Genomic DNA, 16,067 nt, shown 5'->3' with positions numbered 1-16,067 from the left:
GGAAACCATGCAGTTCAAACACGTCACGCTCGATTTCGACGGTAATGTCGCCATCCTGAAGCTCGATCATCAGGAGGTCATGAACGCGGTGTCGGTCGACATGCTCGGCGGCCTCGGCGAAGCGCTGGACGAGATCGATGATCGCAAGGCGGACGTGCGCTGCGTGGTCCTCACCGGCGCCGGCCGTGCCTTCTGCACGGGCGCCAATCTTCAGGGGCGCAACAATCAGCTCACAAAGGCGCGCAGCAACGCCGGCGCCACGCTGGAGACTGCCTTCCATCCGTTCCTGCGCCGGCTGCAGAACCTGCATTGCCCGATCGTTACTGCGGTGAATGGTCCCGCCGCCGGCGCCGGCATGAGCTTCGCGCTGATGGGAGATCTCATTTTGTGCGCGCGCTCGTCCTATTTTCTGCAGGCGTTCCGTCGTATCGGGCTGGTGCCGGATTGCGGCTCGACCTGGATCCTGCCGCGCTTGATCGGCAAGGCGCGTTCGGTCGAACTGTCGTTGCTTGGTGAAAAGCTGCCGGCCGAGAAGGCGCTGGAATGGGGCCTCGTCAATCGCGTCTATGACGATGCGGCGCTGATGGATGAAGCCATGAAGCTCGCCCATGAACTCGCCAACGGCCCGACCATCGCACTGTCGTTGATCCGCAAGCTCTACTGGGAAAGCCCGGAGAATTCCTTCGAGGACCAGATCAATCTCGAGGTCAAATCGCAGCGCGCCGCCGGTGCTTCGCCGGACTTCAAGGAAGGCGTCGCGGCGTTCCTGGAAAAACGTCCGGCCAAGTTCACGGGCCAGTAAGCCTTGAGCACGGCGTCCGTCGCGGAGCTTTTGGCGCGCAGTGCGGCGGCGTGGTGTCCCGGCGCGGCGGGCGTGACATCCGCAGCGCGGCTGTCCGGCGGCGCTAGTCAGGAGACGTGGTCGTTCGATATCACGCATCCCGATGGTGCCATCGGCGCCATCCTGCGTCGCGCGCCGTCGGGTTATGGCGCTGCGCCCGGCCGTGCTGCGGGCCTCGATGCGGAAGCGGTACTCATGCAACTCGCGCATGACGCCGGTCTGCCGTCGCCGAAGGTGCTTCACGTTCTCAAAGCGGATGACGATCTGGGAACGGGTTTCATCATGCAGCGAGTCGCCGGCGAAACCATCCCGCGCAAGATCTTGCGTGACGATGAATTCGCCGACGCGCGGCCCAAACTTGCCCGGCAATGCGGGGAGATCCTCGCCGGGATCCACGGACTGCGTGCTGCGAGCCTGCCGCAGCTTCGTCGCATGACTGCCGCAGCAGAAATCGCCGAATTACAGCGCGAGATCGACGGCTTCGACTGGCCGCGCCCGGTGTTCCAGCTGGCTTTGCGCTGGCTGCGCGATCACGATCCCGGCCCGTCAGAGCGCGTCACTTTGGTGCATGGCGATTTCCGACATGGCAATCTGATGATCGGTCCTGACGGCATCCGCGCGGTGCTGGATTGGGAGCTGGCGCATCTCGGCGATCCCATGGAGGATCTCGGCTGGATCTGCGTCAATTCCTGGCGCTTCGGAGCGATCGACAAACCGGTCGGCGGTTTTGGTACCTATGAAGAATTGTTCACTGGCTACGAAGCGGCCAGCGGCATCGCCGTCGATGTGGCACGCGTGAAATTCTGGGAAGTGATGGGTACGCTACGTTGGGGCGTGATGTGCGTTGGGATGATGCAGCGATTTCGTTTGGGGCCGGATCATTCGATGGAGCGTGCGATGATCGGACGGCGCTCGTCGGAGACGGAGATCGATCTGTTACGGCTATTGGCGCCGCGCGCATGATCCCGAAAAGTGGTGACCGGTTTTCGGATCAGATCATGCGCAAAAACAAGGTGATGACATGCAGGACGAACCGAGGCCCGATGAACTGGTGAAGGCCGTCGCGGATTTTCTCCGCAACGACATTGCGCCTCAGATCTCAGGCCATGCCGCCTTCAAGCTGCGTGTCGCGATCAACGCTCTCGATCTGGTGAGCCGGCAACTGACGTTCGCCGGCGACAGCGATGCCGCCGAGCTGCATGGATTGACAATGCTGCTCGGTGTTCACGGCACGCTGGAGGGATTGAACCAGGATCTCGCCGACTGTATCGCGCAAGGTGATGTCGATCTGACAACACCCGGTGTGAAGGAGCATCTGTGGCAGACGACACTGGCGAAGCTCGCCGTCGATCAGCCGAACTACGGTTCCTACAAGCGCGAGCTGGAACCGAAGTAAGCGCCGCGGCGCTACTTCCCCTTCCAGTTCGGCTTGCGCTTCTCCGAAAACGCCTTCGGACCTTCCACATAATCCTCCGACGCCGCCATCGCCTTCACCGCCGGATATTCGCGCTGCTCGGTGATCGCCTGTTCCAGAGACTCCGCCATGCCCTTCTGGATCGCCTGCTTGGAGGCGCGGATCGACATCGGCGAGTTCTGGCAGATGGTCTCGGCCCAGCGCAGCGCGGCATTCAGGGCCTCGCCCTGCGGTACCACTTCATTGACGAAGCCGAGTTCATAGCCTTCCTGCGGCTTCACATGACGTGCGGTGAGGATCATGCCCATGGCGCGCTTCATGCCGATCTGGCGCGGCAGGCGCTGTAGGCCGCCAGCGAGTGCGGCGAGGCCGACGCGAGGCTCGGGCAGGGCAAAGGTCGCATTTTCCGCAGCGATGATGAGGTCGCAGGCCAGCGCAATCTCGAAGCCGCCGCCCATGGCGACGCCGTTCACCGCAGCGATGATCGGCTTGTCACAATCGAAGCGCGCGGTGAGGCCGGCGAAGCCCGACGTGTTCCAGCCGCGCTTGCCGCCGGCGGCCTGCCATTTGAGGTCATTACCAGCGCAGAACGCTTTGTCGCCGGCGCCGGTGACGATCGCAACCCATTGGTCGGGATCACTGGCGAAGTCGTTGAACACCTCGTGCAACTCGTTATGCGCGTCGGTGTGCAGTGCGTTGTAAACTTCCGGACGCGACAGCGTCACGATGGTGATCGGTCCCTTGCGGGTCACAGTTGAGAATTGCAGAGCCATCGCGGCCTCCCTTTTGTTTTTCGTTACGCAGAATTTATGACGCCAAAGCGTACTTGACTTGCCGCGCTTGACTTGATCGGACGATGCCATCTTAATCGCTCGATTAACAAGAGCAACAAAGCTCGGAAAACAATCGGGAGAGCGCCTTGGATTTTTCCCTGCCGGCCGATCTGGTCGCCTATCTCGCTGAACTCGATTCATTCATCCTGCGCGAGATCAAGCCGCTCGAAGAGCGGGATGACAATATCCGTTTCTTCGATCATCGCCGCGAATGGGCGCGCACCGATTTCGACAATGGCGGGCTGCCGCGACATGAATGGGAAGCGCTACTACGTCAGGCGAAGAATCTCGCCGACGGCGCCGGCCATCTGCGCTTTGCAATCCCAAAGCGCTATGGCGGCAAAGATGGCAGCAATCTCTGGATGGCTGTCATCCGCGAACATTTCGCCGCCAAAGGCCTCGGCCTGCACAACGATCTGCAGAACGAACATTCCATTGTCGGCAATCTGCCGCTGGTGACGATGCTGGATCGCTATGGTCGCGATGATCAGAAGGAAATGATCGAAGGATCAATCACCGGAAAATATCGCATCACCTTTGGGTTGACCGAGCCCGAGCACGGCTCCGATGCCACGCATATGGAGACGACGGCCGTCGAGGCGACGCGTGCCGGCGTCAAGGGCTGGGTCATCAATGGCGAGAAGATGTGGACCACCGGCATGCATGTGGCCACGCATTGCGCGCTGTTCGCGCGCACGTCGGGGGACGACGGCGATGCGCGCGGCATCACCTGTTTCCTGGTGCCGGCTAAGGCCGCAGGCGTAAAGATCGAAGAATATATGTGGACCTTCAACATGCCCACGGACCATCCGCGCGTGTCATTCACCGATGTGTTCGTGCCGGATGATGCACTGTTCGGCGAGATCGGTCGCGGTTTGTCACTGGCGCAGTGCTTCGTGCATGAGAACCGCATCCGTCAGGCGGCGAGCTCACTCGGCGCCGCAGTCTATTGCATCAATGAAAGCGTGAAATATGCGCGCGAGCGAAAACCGTTCGGCGAGGAGCTGGCGCGCAACCAGGGAATTCAGTTTCCGTTGGTCGAGCTGGCGACGCAGGCGGAGATGCTACGGCTCCTGATCCGCAAGACCGCATGGGAGATGGACCAGCTCACCCAGGCGCAGGTCGAACACACGCTGTCCGACAAGGTGTCGATGTGTAACTACTGGGCCAACCGGCTGTGCTGCGAGTCCGCCGATCGCGCGATGCAGGTGCATGGCGGCATGGGCTATTCACGCCATAAGCCGTTCGAGCACATTTATCGCCATCACCGCCGCTACCGCATCACCGAAGGCAGCGAGGAAATCCAGAAGCGCAAGGTCGCGGGATTCCTGTTTGGCTATATGGGCGCGGGGAAGCATTGAAATCGCGATTATCGTAGGATGGGTAGAGCGCAGCGAAACCCATCTTTTTGTCGTGTGTGATTGATGGGTTTCGCGAAGACGCTCTACCCATCCTACGACTAGTTGATATGACCCGGAATCTCCGCAGGCGAAGCCACCAGATGCTTCGCCCCGGCGCTCGTCAGTTCCTCGCGGCCGCCATAGCCATAGAGCACGCCAATCCCCGGAATGCCGTTATTCGCTGCGCCGATGATGTCGTGCTTGCGGTCGCCGATCATGATCGCACGTGCGGGATCGGTCGAGGTTTCATCGAGCGCGTAGCGCAGCAGGTCGCTTTTGTCGACGCGGGTACCGTCGAGTTCCGAGCCGAACACGCGCGTGAAGTATTTGCGCAGGCCAAAGTGGTCGACGATGCGATTGGCGAACACATGCGGCTTGCTGGTTGCAACGAACAGCCGTCGTCCCGGCGCGGTCACCGCCGTTAGCGTGTCTGCGATGCCGGGATAGAGTGTGTTCTCGAAAAGGCCGATGGTGCCAAAGCGCTCGCGATAGAGTTCGACACCGCGATCGGCATCCTTCTCGCCGCCGAGCAGCGCCACGAAGCTGGCACGCAGCGGCGGGCCGATGCACCAGGTCAGTTCGTCCTGTGTCGGGACGGGAAGCCCGAGCTTGCCGAGCGCGTACTGGATTGAGCCCGTGATGCCGATCTTGGGATCGGTGAGCGTCCCGTCGAGATCGAAGAAGATGGTGTCGATCGCATGTGGTTTCATCTAGTTCGCATACCTTGCGGTGAGGTCGCGCGAGATCCGCGAGCCTTCGTCGATATAGCGGCGGATTGCGATGGTGGCGGCAGGCGTGCAGGTCCGGTAGGTCTGCTGGAAACCGTTATAGCCGCGGTTGAAACCGGCGATCATACGGGTGCGGCGCTCGCCCGACGGCGTCTCGGCATCGACCAGCGCCTGCATCTCGTTGCGCCACTTGTTGCCTTCGTTATTGCCGCAGATGCCGCGCAGGTAATGCAGCGCGCCGAGAATCTCCGACATCCGCTGCAGGTCATTGTCGAACGGCGCAGCCGCATCCTGCGCCCGGGCAGAGCCAGCGCCGATCGTCACAACCGTCAGAATGATGAGCAGATGCTTCAACATGAATGGTCCCTGAACCCGGCTGATATGCCTTTTCAAGGCGTCTGAAGCAAGGCGGGCTGCTGATATGCCAAGGTGCTGCCTATGGTCCAACCAGATCTTCCGCCATGGCGAGGATCGGACCGAGGCCATCGGTGGTCTTGAAGGCGCCGAGATCGTCCGGCGCGACCCACTGGAAATCGTCAAGTTCGTCATTCAGCTCGGGCTCGCCAGCCACCCAGCGCGCGGCAAAGGCCATGATCAGGTAGTGGCCGGCCACCTTGTCGTTCGGCAGCACTTCGCGAAAGCCGGATAGGCCGACAATGTCTATGGTCAGTCCGGTTTCCTCCATCACCTCGCGCGCGAGCGCGACGGCGAGGGATTCGCCGAATTCCACGCGTCCGCCGGGCAGTGAATAGAAGCCCTTGCCCGGCGAACGGGCGCGACGGACCAGCAGCACCTTGCCGTCCCGGAAGATGGCGGCGCTGGTGGCGAGTTGCGGATGGGCGGGAGGCGTGTCGGTCACGAGGTCATTGCGCCATGATGCTGTCGACGTCGGATTCCTGATCACGGCCATTGATGATGCCGCCGGCCGTTCCGACCATGGGCTTGACCCAGCCGGCGGCCTGTTCGGCCAGCATGGCACGGGTCCGGTCCTGCTGCACGGTGCGCATGGCTTCGCCGACAGTCGTCAGGATTTGCGTCATGTTCGCGACCAGCGCATCGAATTCCGCGCGGATGGCCGGGCGTGCAGCCTCATAGGATGCGATGGCGAGATCGCGTGCCTTGAAGTTGGATTTGATGAAGTGCTCGGCATAGCTAAGCGGCTGCCATTCCAGAAACAGCTCATAGCAGTCCGGCATGTCCGGGATCAGCTCGAGCAACATGATGGCTTCATTGAAGTGATTGAGATAGTCGGTCGCCAGACCCGTGCGTGGATTGATATTGGCGGCCATCAGCTCGGCAGCGGACGCAACGGGGCCGGCACCGGCACTGGCCAGATCGTGATGGTCATGCTGCGCCGGTTGTATGGCCGTCAGGGTCATATGTCGCACTGTTGGTGTTTTGGGTTAAAACCGCCTGAAGAGGCAGGATTGCGGATCGAGAATGTGCGGGCGGTTTGTCATTACATCAGCGCCGGAAGCGTTACGGCAGGTATTCAGTTATATCGAGCAACCGAATTTTCCTGCGAGGTACAATATTGCGCCGACGCAGCCGGTTCCTGTTGTCATCGTTGAAAACGGATCCCGGCATTTCCGTCTAATGCGATGGGGCCTTTTGCCCTCCTGGGTCAAGGACCCGCGGAAGTTTACGCTTCTGATTAATGCACGTGCCGAGACGGTGCAAGAAAAGCCGGCCTTCAAAAACGCGATTCGCCGCCGCCGCTGTCTGATTCCGGCCGATGGTTATTACGAATGGCAAAATCGCGGTGAACGCAAACAGCCGTATTTTATCCACCCAAGCGCAGGCGGGCCGATGGGCTTTGCGGGCCTGGCCGAGACCTGGATGGGACCGAACGGCGAAGAAGTCGACACGGTTGCGCTCATCACCGCAGAAGCCAGCACGGGCATGTCGGTACTGCACCATCGCGTGCCAGTGACGATCGCACCCGATCATTTCGGCCAGTGGCTCGATTGCAGTTCGGATAGCGCGTCCGACGTGATGACGATGCTCGCTGCGCCCGCAGACGGCACCTTCGCCTGGCATCCGGTGGCGATGGCCGTCAACAAGGTGGCCAATGACGATGCGCAACTGATCCTGCCGATCTCGGCGGAAGAAGCTGCCGTGGAGCAGGTGAAGCCGACGAGGGCGCCGCGCAAGGTTGTGGTGAGCGAGGACGACGGGCAGGGCTCGTTGTTCTAGCTCACGGCGTCAGCGGCCGGCCATCGAGCCACTTGGCATAGATCACGCGCTTCTGTTCGCCATAGCCGAGCGACTCGTAGAACGCCTGCACCTTGGTGTTATCCGAGCGCACCATGAGCTGCATCTTCTCGATGCCGCGCTCGCGCAGCCAGTCTTCGGCTGCACCCATGATGCCACGGCCGAAATCCTGGCGCTGGTGCTCGGGATCGACCGAGACGTAATAGACCCAGCCGCGATGGCCATCATGGCCGACCAGCACGGAGGCGACAATGGTCCTTCCCTTGCGACCGACCAGGACATCAGCATTGGTGCCTGCGCGCGCCAGCCTGATATCGGCCTCCGGATCGTTCCAGGGCCGGACCAGTCCGCAGCGCAGCCAGAGCTGGACGACCGCTTGAATGTCGGTGTCGACGAGCCGGGCAACTTTCAATGTTGCACCGGCAGCAGCACTTTGCCGGGATTGAGGATGTTCAGCGGATCCAGCATCGCCTTCAGGCTGCGCATCAGTTCGATGGCGACGGGGTCCTTCACCGAGGGCAGCTCAGCCGCCTTCATCTGGCCGATGCCATGTTCGGCGGAGATCGAACCGCCCATGCGCAGAACGACGTCGAAGACGACTTCGTTGACGTCGTGCCAGCGCGCCAGGAATTTCTCGCGGCCGTCGCTGTCGCCGAGCGTCTCCTTGGGCTGCGTGACATTGTAGTGGATGTTGCCGTCGCCGAGATGGCCGAACGGCACCGGACGTGCGCCGGGCATCAGCTTCACGACAGCCGCATTGGCTTCGGCGATGAAGGCAGGCACGGAAGCGACCGGCACCGAGATATCGTGCTTGATCGATCCGCCTTCCGGCTTCTGCGCCGGCGAGATTTCCTCACGCAGTTTCCAGAACGCCTGACGGTGGGCGATATTCTCGGCGATCACGGCGTCATCCACGATGCCGTCTTCAAAGCCGCGTTCGAGAATCGCCTCCAATGTCGCGCGGGCATCGTCGCGTCCCGACGACAATTCCATCAGTACATACCAGGCGTGTTTGCTGGAGAGCGGGTCGCGAATGCCGATGCCGTGGCGGACGCTGAAATCCACGGCGATATCGGCGATCAGTTCGAAACTGGTGATGTTGCCGCCGGCCTCGGAGCGGGAGATGCTGAGCAGCTTCAGTGCATCGTCCGGCGACTTCAGGCCGACAAAGGCGGTCTCGACCGCGCGCGGCTTCGGAAACAGCTTCAGCGTTGCCGCAGTAATGATGCCGAGCGAGCCTTCGGCACCGATGAAGATATTGCGCAGGTCGTAACCGGTATTGTCCTTCTTCAGCTTGGACAGGCCATTGAGAATGCGGCCATCGGCCAGCACCACTTCGAGGCCGAGCGCCATTTCGCGCGCGACGCCGTAGGCGAGGGCGGTCGTGCCGCCGGCATTGCTGGAGAGATTGCCGCCGATGGTGCAGCTGCCTTCGGAGCCCAGCGACAGCGGAAACAGCCGGTCGGCTTCCGCGGCGCGCTGCTGCGCAACCTGCAGCACGAGGCCAGCTTCCACCGTCATGGTGTTGGACGAGGTGTCCAGATCGCGCACTCTGTCCATCCGGCGCATCGACAGCACCACTTCACCGCCATATGGCGTTTGCCCGCCGACGAGGCCGGTATTGCCGCCTTGCGGCACCAGTGCGGTGCGGGTCTCGGTGGCGAGCTTGCAGATCGCGGCGACTTCGGCGGTCGAGCCCGGGCGCAGCACCAGCGGCGAGGTGCCGAAAAACAGGTTGCGATCCTCGGTGACGTATTGGTGCACGTCGGCCTGATCGGTGATGGCGTATTTGTCGCCAACGATGGCCCGGAAGCGCGCGATGGTTTCGGGGGAGAGCGTGGGCGGCTTCGGCTGGACGATATTCATAACTATTCCCTAAAGCGCGTTTCTTGGTCTTGCGTTCGCGTTACACGGCGGCGCGGCGCAGCCGGTCATTGATGGCTTCGCCGAGCCCGTGGTTCGGCACCGGCATTACCGCGATGCAGCTCGCGCCCGAAGCTATAGCAGCGGCGTCGAGCGCGCGAAGATAGCCGAAAAGATTGGTGGCGGCTTCCCCGAGATCGCCCTGTTCGGACAAATTCAGGACAGCGGCGGCCGCCTCGATGCCCGGCAGCGGGGCCGATCCGAAGGCCAGTAGCGCCTCGCCGGGATTCACGGCCTCAGCCAGCAGCCGCACCCGTGTCCGCGGCGCATAATGCGAGGCCAGCATGCCCGGCGCCAGCGGCTGGTTGGTATCGCTTGCGGGCTCGTCCGGCGGATTCGCCAGTGACTGGCCCAACACCCGTTCGATCGCCTCGCGCGGCAGGCCACCGGGGCGGAGCAGCATCGGCGTGTCGAAACAACCGACGATGGTGGATTCAACGCCCACTTCAACCGGTCCGCCATCGAGAATCATGTCGATCCGGCCATCCAGATCGCTCAGCACGTGGGCTGCGGTGGTCGGCGAGACATGCCCGGAGATATTGGCTGACGGCGCCACCACGGCACCGCCAAAGGCCTGCAGGAGCGCGTGGGCCACGGGATGGGCCGGCACACGAATGGCAATGGTGTCGAGGCCGGCGGTGGCCAGATCGGCCACCGGGCAGTCCGCCGCCTTGGGCAGCACCAGCGTCAGCGGCCCCGGCCAGAACGCCTCGGCAAGCGCCAACGCGCGCGCATCGAATCGGGCAATGCGCCGGGCGGCGGCGAGATCGGCCACATGGGCGATCAGGGGATTGAAGGACGGCCGGCCCTTGGCCTCATAGATCCCCGCTACGGCGCGCGGATTGGCCGCATCGGCGCCGAGCCCGTAGACCGTCTCGGTCGGGAACGCCAGCAGCCCGCCAGCGCGCAGGCAGCGCGCCGCCTCCGCGATATGGGCGGCGTCGGCAGGGCTCATCCGGGTCGTCAGGCCTACGGCCATACGGGGCAGATCCTTGTCTTCAAAATTGGTCAGGCTTCTTTACCGGGGTTCTTGCAGGATGCGAAACCCAAGGCTATAAGCCGCGCTCTTAGTCGGAGTGTGGCTCAGCCCGGTAGAGCACTGCGTTCGGGACGCAGGGGTCGCAGGTTCGAATCCTGCCACTCCGACCATGATTTCAAAGACTTAGGGATTTCCCGCCCGGCTCGGGCAACGAAATGGGCAACGAATTGCGCCCTTGGTGACCGGTGTCGGATTTCATCGATCAGGTTCATCTCCTCCTTACGACAGCGTGGAAGCCATTCCTGCTGTGCCTTGCGGCCCTTGTTACCGCGACTTGGTTCATCAGCAGCAAGTTCTATGATCGGGAGATCGCGACGCTAAGGACGGAACGAGATAGCGCGCGCTCCGAAGTAAGCGAGCTGAAGGCGAAGGCCAAAACCGGCCAACCTACCAGTGCAGCGCCCGCGGACGATGAAGGACCGCTGGTCTGGTTCGCGAATATCTCTATGGAAGGCGGTCCCTTAACCGGCAGGAACGTGTTCGCCCTCACGATTTTTGGGCAGAACAAGTCTGCGGGGCCAGTGAAGCTCAAAACGGCTAAGCTGGTGTCAGGGGTGGATGGGACGGCGGTGGACCTTGAGATTCTTGCTGGCGATGAGCTCCTGTCGCTCGACCGCGTCGGCCTCATCCCATCCCGTGCGCCAATAAGGCTGATTGCCAAATTCGGGCCGCCGGATCCAAAAGCGCCTGGCAAGATACTCGGCCTTGAACCGAAAGCCTTTGCCGAGAAGTGGCGGAACTTCACTTTCAAAGCGGAAGACGAAAAACGGACCTACGAATTCCCGGTTTCCGAAGATCTTATGGCGACCTTTCTTCCGAGCATAGTTGGCCCGCGCGTCACCAAAATCAGTCCTCAATGATCACCGCCTTGAGCTGAACGCTTCGGCAGCCTCTTCCTGGAAGTCCGGATGGTGGTGGCCGTAATTGTCCTGCAGCTGCTCCAGTGTCATGCCGAGCCAGCCAGCGGCCTGCCAAGGATCCGTGCCCTTCTGCATGACCCACGTCGCCGCCGTGTGTCGCAGGATATGGCGGACGACATCGGCGCCGAGCCCGGCGTCCTCGACGATGCTGTCCCAGGCCGATTTGATCTTCTCCGCATACTGCTCGCCGTCAGCGCGGTGAATGACGAACAGAACAGGCTTGCGAAGTTCGTTCGCCAGAGCGGTATCGAGTCTGTGCCAGCGTGCAAGGTGTGGGCGCAGACGGGTCGCGACTTTTGCCGGCGGCCGCCGCTTCTTCGTCTGAAGCTCGTCCGGACCGCGACCGTGATAGACCCATCGATTGCAGTCCATCCATGGATGAGTTGTCGTCGCCATCCATTGTGTGCGTCGAATCGTTTCTTCGCGGCGTGCGCTATAGACGCCCATGAGGAAGAAGCGAGCGGTGGGCCGGCGGCGGGTGATGACCCAACTGGGGCGGCGATCGAGCCCGCCATTTTCTTTACGCTTCCAGGTGTCCCGTTCGCGATCCCATATAAATCCTAGGGCGGCGCCTAGCAGTCGAGCAGCTTCGGAACGAAGCAGCCAACGCTCGCGGCCTTTCCGCTTCTCGGGAAGAGTGATTTTGGGCACAGCATCGAGGGTGTATTCGGCATGATATACGTTGATCGCTGAGCGCAGATCCTCAAGGTGACGCCGTGCTGTCTGGTCGGAGATGACTCGGCGCTTGTCGAGATCGCGCTTCTTGTTGCGATCATTCTCCTCGCCGATGCACCAATCGACGTAGTCACGGCACAACTCGCCCTTGATCTCCCCGACCTTGTAGCGGCCGAAGAACATATTGATGCTCGACAGGCGAATGACGAGTTCGTCGTGCCGGCGGACGATCTTGCGCTCGTCGTTCGAAATGGGCTGGCCGGCTTCGATGCGACCCTTCAGTTCATCGAACCGCTTCGGCAGCTTCGCCTCTTCGTAATAGCCGACAACGTCGGCGATCAGGAGGGCAGTGGGATTGCGAGTGCCGACTGTGGAGGTATGCTTGTTTGCGAGATAGGCTTCGAGCGCGCGCGCCGCTCCTTCAGTTTCGTCGCGAGCGCAGCCTGTGCCGCTTTGCCGTCCCCGATCGAGGATGTACCAGTAGCCCTTGTCGGGTCGGTAGAAGAGTCGGGGAGGACTCGCTTTTCGGCCAGGCATGGTCTCACCAGGGCTTTCACGGCACGAGGGGTCGTCAAATCTTTCCCTGCGACCTTGGCCACGGCCAGCTTGCCGGTCCGGATCGCGGTACGCAGGGAAGAGAGGGTTAACGGCCCCTCAGGAAAGAACAGCTGGATCGCCTCCGCAAGGGTCATAGCCTCATCGTCCGCCCAATCGGACAGATTTGGGCGGCTTTTGACCCGAGAAAGGCGATCCCTGGCCCTTCGCATTACGCGCTCGCGCGCCGACTGGGCGAGCTAGCCGTAAGCCCATCTACTTCATTAGCGTCGGCACAGTGCTCTTCGGGCTCAGGAAACGTGTGGTCTCCGGCAGACGCCGCCGCCTCCCACTCGTCGCGGAGGGCCAGCGCTTTCTGCTCGACCTCGTAGACCATGAACATCAGTTGGTCGCCGGTCTTCTTCAATTCCGCCATGGCCTGCTTTGCAGTCCATGCCGTTTTCTCGACGTTGATGGCCTGGTTGCCGTAGCTTTCAACCAGAGTGCCGGCGATCGAGGTCAACTGCACTAGATCGGCAAGGCCGTATTCCAGCCGCTTCATCGCGGCCAGCACTGCCATGTCACCGGCCAGTATCTGAGCGGCGGTCCGTGAGACCTTCCGGGGATGGCCGATCGATGAGTCCTTTTCGGGTAATTGCAGCATCAGCGCACCCCCTTGATGGGATCGGTTTCAGGCATCGCGGCCACCGCTTCAACGACCGAGATGGATTCTTGCAGCTTGTGCCCCATCATGATGGCACACGAGAATAACGCTTCGGCCATGAACTGTTTTTCGATGTGATTGGTCGGCTGCATTGACTTCAGGTGATCGGCGACCAAATACGCCTTGCTCCACGCCCTGGCATATTCGTCTTCCAGTATCTGGACCTGATCAACGTAGGGCTGGTTCATCATTCGAATGAACAGCTCGGCAACGTCTTTGTACGCAGTGAACAGCGCTACCATTCCACGAACGTCGTTGGCAGAGCGCAGGCGGAATACCTCAGCCAACAGGTCAGGCTCGAAGCCGAGCGGCCCGATGTTAGAATCGATGAGATCGAGAGAAGAGGACGTTATTTGCGAAGATAGGCGATGACTTCTTGGAGCCATCGGAGTGATCTGCGGCGGGTTTGCCGATTGCTGAAGCATCAGGGTAACCTCCGACGGCGCGCGGCCGTCACGCTCCGCTGAATTGCGGATTTTGAAGCGACGGCGATTAGTGGCGGTCGAAGATACTGGCGTTCGGATCGTGGAAGAGTGTGCTGCGGCTGGCTCCGCGGAGTAGATTTCCGTTCTCAAGCTGCTCGACGAACTTTGCGCTGAGATCAGATTCCGGCTGCTTGATTGCCGCTGCCGCGATGGCAATGCCGACGATCACAGACTGCAGGCAATCGCCGATCTGCATCATGAAGCCGAGCGCAATGTTATCGATGCCCCGCGAGGTCTTCGGGGTCTTTCCGGGATCACGACCAGCCTTCGCCATATCAGAAATGATAGTTGCGAGTGACGACGCGCCTGCGTTGAACATCAACATTGGAAGAAAGTCGCGAGCATAGGCCTGGCCGGTTGCTAGATCGGTCGCATAGTCACCAGTCGGTGTGACATTCCACCATGAGGTGGGCTCGGCGCCTTGTCCATTTTTGAAGAAGGGGAGGGCGTCGCGTAGCTGTTGTAGTTCAGAGTCCTTTGCCTTGCGGCGGGGCTTCGGGATTGCGGTTTGGCCTGCGAAGTCGATGATGGGCGTCTCGGTAGCGGATGCGTGGATACTAGTCATGTCTGTTTTCCCCTTGTTGATATCGCGCGGATGTCCCGACCGAATTTCAGGGCGAGGTGAGTGAGACCCTTGGGTGTCAGGTGGACCTGTTCCTTCAGAACCTCACTCCCATCGTCCTGCCGGACGGGGTGATACTTATGCACGAGCAAGCTGGCGGCGATCTTGTCAGCGTAGCCGATGTCGCGCTTGGAGCCGCCGCGGCGGAAGATCCAACGGTGGGTGCGGAGCCAGGCGAACAGGTCTTTGATTGGCATTTGCAGCTGCTTGGCCGCGTCGCTGATCAGGATCATGCCGTCGGTGTCGGCAAGGAGGTCCAGCGCGACAGCCTTCGGCGCCATCGTGCCGATCAGCGCTTCCTGCACTTCGATTGTCTCGACGGCAGCGGCGAGCTCGCGCAGCGCCGCCGAATAATTGGCGGGAAGGCGAGGGGAGCCGGCCTCGAGCTCCATCCAACGATCGATGATTTTGGCGCGTACATCGGCGTTGTAGCCGGAGACGACGACTAGCGTGTCACGCTTGGTCAAGTCATAGACGGCGGTGGGACGGCCACCGCCCTCAGGGCGATGTTGTCGCGTAGTTTTACGACTTTCCCGTAAAACTCCGGTGGCAAAGAGGCGCTCAATCGTCTCGACCACGTCGTTATGCCGGGCGCCGCAGATCTCGGCGATATCCCGGCTCGACATGGTCGGCGCGCCGGTGGCGCGGCTCGTTAGGCTGGCGGTAACGGCTGGAAGGTGAAGCGACAAGGCGGCGGCTCCCGTTTGAGTGGAAGCAAATTAGCGCCGCTAAAAGAAATGTAAAGAGCTAATTTGCTCTTTTTGTCTTTCATAGCCTGGAATGGTTTTGGATGCTTCCCGTAATTATGCCCAGCGGGCGCTTCAATGGTGGCAATGCATTGAAATCTATATGATCTGCAGGACCTAAGTGTACCTCGGGAATACCGCTGTCGCCGTTGATGGGCACTATCCACAAATCTCCAAGCGGGCTATCCGCGATCCGTCGGATGGTAATTTCCACGGTGGGCTGTTCGCTCGCTCTATCGCTTTGAGTGCGCGACATCGTCACGAAGTCACCGGGCTTAGGTCTGATTAGATCTTGGTTTCTCAATATCGTGCTGATGACGACCGTGCCTTTCGGGAAGGCCGAAACAGCGTGATCGTCGTCGACTTCAAATCCAACATTTAAGAAACGGAAGTAGGGGGTGAGAATTGGGACGCGCACGTCATACAGCGGGGTTCGCCATTCGTTAAACTCGTATTTGTTGGCAGCGATACGGCCATTGACCCAGACTTGCACGAGCATCATCTCGGCGTCATGGCCTATATGTTTTGGTGTAAAGTCTGGAGACTGCTCTATGCGCCTGGCCGTGGCGACGAGCGCGCCGATCGTTCGGGCGCTTAATGTTGTTTCATCGCTGGACCGGAGAAAGCGGTTGACGGTCGATGCCGCAAGTCCGGATGCTTTGGAAAGCTCAGTCGGCGGTACTCCCAAATAGGCGCAAGTCATCTGCACCCAATTCCGCAGGCCTGTGGGTGTGTGGTCGCGCGGTTCCACAACACCGGAAGGCGTTGGCGGTATGGACCAATCCGGCGTTTTGCCTTCGTGGAACTTGTTCAAAGTATCGTCTCCAGGTCTCTTAGAGAGCGTTAGCACGAGGTTGGGTGGGTCTGCGCATTCAAATTAGCTCTTGCAAAAGATCTTTAAAGAGCTAATTTGCTCCAATGCGCGATTTTCAAAGGGCAATGGTTACGATTGAGGAAACGGCGCGCGCC

The 16,067-nt window shown here is 61.0% G+C and carries 20 protein-coding genes and 1 tRNA gene; 7 read left to right on the top strand and 14 right to left on the bottom strand.

All coding sequences use genetic code 11. The features are described from left to right. Positions 1-7 precede the first annotated feature (7 nt). From CHC01_RS03045 to CHC01_RS03035, 3 genes are read left to right on the top strand one after another with little or no spacing between them, the layout of a single operon-like run. Entirely contained in the window at positions 8-802 is a 795-nt protein-coding gene (locus CHC01_RS03045) for an enoyl-CoA hydratase/isomerase (protein WP_068733289.1), read from the top strand. Positions 803-805: 3 nt separating this feature from the next. Then, on the top strand, positions 806-1,804 hold the full coding sequence (locus tag CHC01_RS03040) for a phosphotransferase family protein (protein ID WP_089262341.1): 999 nt from the start codon (positions 806-808) through the stop codon (positions 1,802-1,804). Between the two features lie 58 nt (positions 1,805-1,862). Then, positions 1,863-2,237 (top strand): DUF6285 domain-containing protein, encoded by a 375-nt coding sequence (locus tag CHC01_RS03035; protein WP_089262339.1) that lies wholly within the window; start codon positions 1,863-1,865, stop codon positions 2,235-2,237. A gap of 11 nt (positions 2,238-2,248) precedes the next feature. Here CHC01_RS03035 and CHC01_RS03030 read toward each other — a convergent pair whose 3' ends face one another. After that, positions 2,249-3,028 carry an enoyl-CoA hydratase-related protein gene (locus tag CHC01_RS03030; RefSeq protein ID WP_089262337.1) on the bottom strand — a complete coding sequence of 260 codons (780 nt, stop codon included), beginning with the start codon at positions 3,026-3,028 and terminating at the stop codon, positions 2,249-2,251. A gap of 146 nt (positions 3,029-3,174) precedes the next feature. On the opposite strand from CHC01_RS03030, the gene CHC01_RS03025 reads away from it, so the two are divergent. Continuing rightward, positions 3,175-4,449: an acyl-CoA dehydrogenase family protein gene (locus CHC01_RS03025; RefSeq protein ID WP_089262335.1), complete on the top strand. Its 1,275-nt coding sequence runs from the start codon at positions 3,175-3,177 to the stop codon at positions 4,447-4,449. Positions 4,450-4,547: 98 nt separating this feature from the next. Here CHC01_RS03025 and CHC01_RS03020 read toward each other — a convergent pair whose 3' ends face one another. The 4 genes from CHC01_RS03020 to CHC01_RS03005 all read right to left on the bottom strand — a co-directional run bounded on the left by CHC01_RS03020 (position 4,548) and on the right by CHC01_RS03005 (position 6,595). Further along, positions 4,548-5,183 carry an HAD family hydrolase gene (locus CHC01_RS03020; protein ID WP_089263623.1) on the bottom strand — a complete coding sequence of 212 codons (636 nt, stop codon included), beginning with the start codon at positions 5,181-5,183 and terminating at the stop codon, positions 4,548-4,550. Positions 5,184-5,198: 15 nt separating this feature from the next. After that, a complete protein-coding gene (locus tag CHC01_RS03015) occupies positions 5,199-5,573 on the bottom strand; it encodes a TIGR02301 family protein (protein WP_089262333.1) in 375 nt (124 codons plus the stop codon). A gap of 79 nt (positions 5,574-5,652) precedes the next feature. Continuing rightward, entirely contained in the window at positions 5,653-6,075 is a 423-nt protein-coding gene (locus CHC01_RS03010; protein WP_244558193.1) for an NUDIX hydrolase, read from the bottom strand. 4 nt (positions 6,076-6,079) lie between these two features. Next, on the bottom strand, positions 6,080-6,595 hold the full coding sequence (locus tag CHC01_RS03005; RefSeq protein ID WP_068733299.1) for a hypothetical protein: 516 nt from the start codon (positions 6,593-6,595) through the stop codon (positions 6,080-6,082). A gap of 61 nt (positions 6,596-6,656) precedes the next feature. On the opposite strand from CHC01_RS03005, the gene CHC01_RS03000 reads away from it, so the two are divergent. Then, positions 6,657-7,412, top strand: a complete 756-nt coding sequence (locus tag CHC01_RS03000) for an SOS response-associated peptidase (protein ID WP_089262329.1) — start codon at positions 6,657-6,659, stop codon at positions 7,410-7,412. 1 nt (position 7,413) lies between these two features. Here the strand turns inward: CHC01_RS03000 and CHC01_RS02995 are convergent, their stop codons facing one another. Genes CHC01_RS02995 through CHC01_RS02985 form a run of 3 tightly spaced genes read right to left on the bottom strand, consistent with a single transcriptional unit; the run spans position 7,414 to position 10,332 of the window. Beyond that, on the bottom strand, positions 7,414-7,842 hold the full coding sequence (locus tag CHC01_RS02995; RefSeq protein ID WP_089262327.1) for a GNAT family acetyltransferase: 429 nt from the start codon (positions 7,840-7,842) through the stop codon (positions 7,414-7,416). Continuing rightward, positions 7,839-9,296, bottom strand: a complete 1,458-nt coding sequence (locus CHC01_RS02990; RefSeq protein WP_089262325.1) for an FAD-binding oxidoreductase — start codon at positions 9,294-9,296, stop codon at positions 7,839-7,841. The genes CHC01_RS02995 and CHC01_RS02990 overlap by 4 nt, the downstream gene beginning before the upstream one ends. A 40-nt stretch (positions 9,297-9,336) precedes the next feature. Beyond that, positions 9,337-10,332 carry an L-threonylcarbamoyladenylate synthase gene (locus CHC01_RS02985; protein WP_089262323.1) on the bottom strand — a complete coding sequence of 332 codons (996 nt, stop codon included), beginning with the start codon at positions 10,330-10,332 and terminating at the stop codon, positions 9,337-9,339. A gap of 93 nt (positions 10,333-10,425) precedes the next feature. On the opposite strand from CHC01_RS02985, the gene CHC01_RS02980 reads away from it, so the two are divergent. Both CHC01_RS02980 and CHC01_RS02975 read left to right on the top strand, forming a co-directional pair. After that, positions 10,426-10,502 (top strand) — tRNA-Pro (locus CHC01_RS02980). A 75-nt stretch (positions 10,503-10,577) separates the two neighbouring features. Then, a complete protein-coding gene (locus CHC01_RS02975) occupies positions 10,578-11,252 on the top strand; it encodes a hypothetical protein (protein ID WP_089262321.1) in 675 nt (224 codons plus the stop codon). Here the strand turns inward: CHC01_RS02975 and CHC01_RS02970 are convergent, their stop codons facing one another. From CHC01_RS02970 to CHC01_RS02945, 6 genes are all read right to left on the bottom strand, one after another. Further along, complete coding sequence (locus CHC01_RS02970) at positions 11,253-12,524, bottom strand: site-specific integrase (protein ID WP_089262319.1); 1,272 nt, start codon at positions 12,522-12,524, stop codon at positions 11,253-11,255. It lies immediately after the preceding gene. Between the two features lie 229 nt (positions 12,525-12,753). Continuing rightward, positions 12,754-13,185, bottom strand: a complete 432-nt coding sequence (locus CHC01_RS02965; RefSeq protein WP_089262317.1) for a hypothetical protein — start codon at positions 13,183-13,185, stop codon at positions 12,754-12,756. Next, positions 13,185-13,670: a hypothetical protein gene (locus tag CHC01_RS02960; RefSeq protein ID WP_141137036.1), complete on the bottom strand. Its 486-nt coding sequence runs from the start codon at positions 13,668-13,670 to the stop codon at positions 13,185-13,187. The genes CHC01_RS02965 and CHC01_RS02960 overlap by 1 nt, the downstream gene beginning before the upstream one ends. Before the next feature lie 67 nt (positions 13,671-13,737). Next, positions 13,738-14,295 (bottom strand): hypothetical protein, encoded by a 558-nt coding sequence (locus tag CHC01_RS02955; RefSeq protein ID WP_089262313.1) that lies wholly within the window; start codon positions 14,293-14,295, stop codon positions 13,738-13,740. Then, the gene (locus tag CHC01_RS02950; RefSeq protein ID WP_089262311.1) at positions 14,292-15,041 is read right to left on the bottom strand and encodes a phage regulatory protein/antirepressor Ant; all 750 of its coding nucleotides are present in this window, start codon (positions 15,039-15,041) and stop codon (positions 14,292-14,294) included. Before CHC01_RS02950 ends, CHC01_RS02955 begins: the two co-directional genes overlap by 4 nt. Positions 15,042-15,120: 79 nt before the next feature. After that, the gene (locus tag CHC01_RS02945; protein ID WP_141137035.1) at positions 15,121-15,912 is read right to left on the bottom strand and encodes a hypothetical protein; all 792 of its coding nucleotides are present in this window, start codon (positions 15,910-15,912) and stop codon (positions 15,121-15,123) included. Between the last annotated feature and the right edge of the window lie 155 nt (positions 15,913-16,067).

The organism is Tardiphaga sp. OK246 (assembly GCF_900188215.1).
Classification (GTDB): domain Bacteria; phylum Pseudomonadota; class Alphaproteobacteria; order Rhizobiales; family Xanthobacteraceae; genus Tardiphaga; species Tardiphaga robiniae.
Note: the sequence above shows the minus strand (reverse complement) of the source record. Positions and strands in the feature narration are given on the sequence as shown.

Excerpts from the sequence above, each read along its gene's own strand:
- CHC01_RS02985 (WP_089262323.1), bottom strand. The coding sequence starts at position 10,332 with ATGGCCGTAGGCCTGACGACCCGGATGAGCCCTGCCGACGCCGCCCAT.
- CHC01_RS02955 (WP_089262313.1), bottom strand. The coding sequence starts at position 14,295 with ATGACTAGTATCCACGCATCCGCTACCGAGACGCCCATCATCGACTTC.
- CHC01_RS03045 (WP_068733289.1), top strand. The coding sequence starts at position 8 with ATGCAGTTCAAACACGTCACGCTCGATTTCGACGGTAATGTCGCCATC.
- CHC01_RS03015 (WP_089262333.1), bottom strand. The coding sequence starts at position 5,573 with ATGTTGAAGCATCTGCTCATCATTCTGACGGTTGTGACGATCGGCGCT.
- CHC01_RS02970 (WP_089262319.1), bottom strand. The coding sequence starts at position 12,524 with ATGCCTGGCCGAAAAGCGAGTCCTCCCCGACTCTTCTACCGACCCGAC.
- CHC01_RS02965 (WP_089262317.1), bottom strand. The coding sequence starts at position 13,185 with ATGCTGCAATTACCCGAAAAGGACTCATCGATCGGCCATCCCCGGAAG.
- CHC01_RS03035 (WP_089262339.1), top strand. The coding sequence starts at position 1,863 with ATGCAGGACGAACCGAGGCCCGATGAACTGGTGAAGGCCGTCGCGGAT.
- CHC01_RS03030 (WP_089262337.1), bottom strand. The coding sequence starts at position 3,028 with ATGGCTCTGCAATTCTCAACTGTGACCCGCAAGGGACCGATCACCATC.
- CHC01_RS03000 (WP_089262329.1), top strand. The coding sequence starts at position 6,657 with ATGTGCGGGCGGTTTGTCATTACATCAGCGCCGGAAGCGTTACGGCAG.
- CHC01_RS02960 (WP_141137036.1), bottom strand. The coding sequence starts at position 13,670 with ATGCTTCAGCAATCGGCAAACCCGCCGCAGATCACTCCGATGGCTCCA.
- CHC01_RS02990 (WP_089262325.1), bottom strand. The coding sequence starts at position 9,296 with ATGAATATCGTCCAGCCGAAGCCGCCCACGCTCTCCCCCGAAACCATC.
- CHC01_RS03005 (WP_068733299.1), bottom strand. The coding sequence starts at position 6,595 with ATGACCCTGACGGCCATACAACCGGCGCAGCATGACCATCACGATCTG.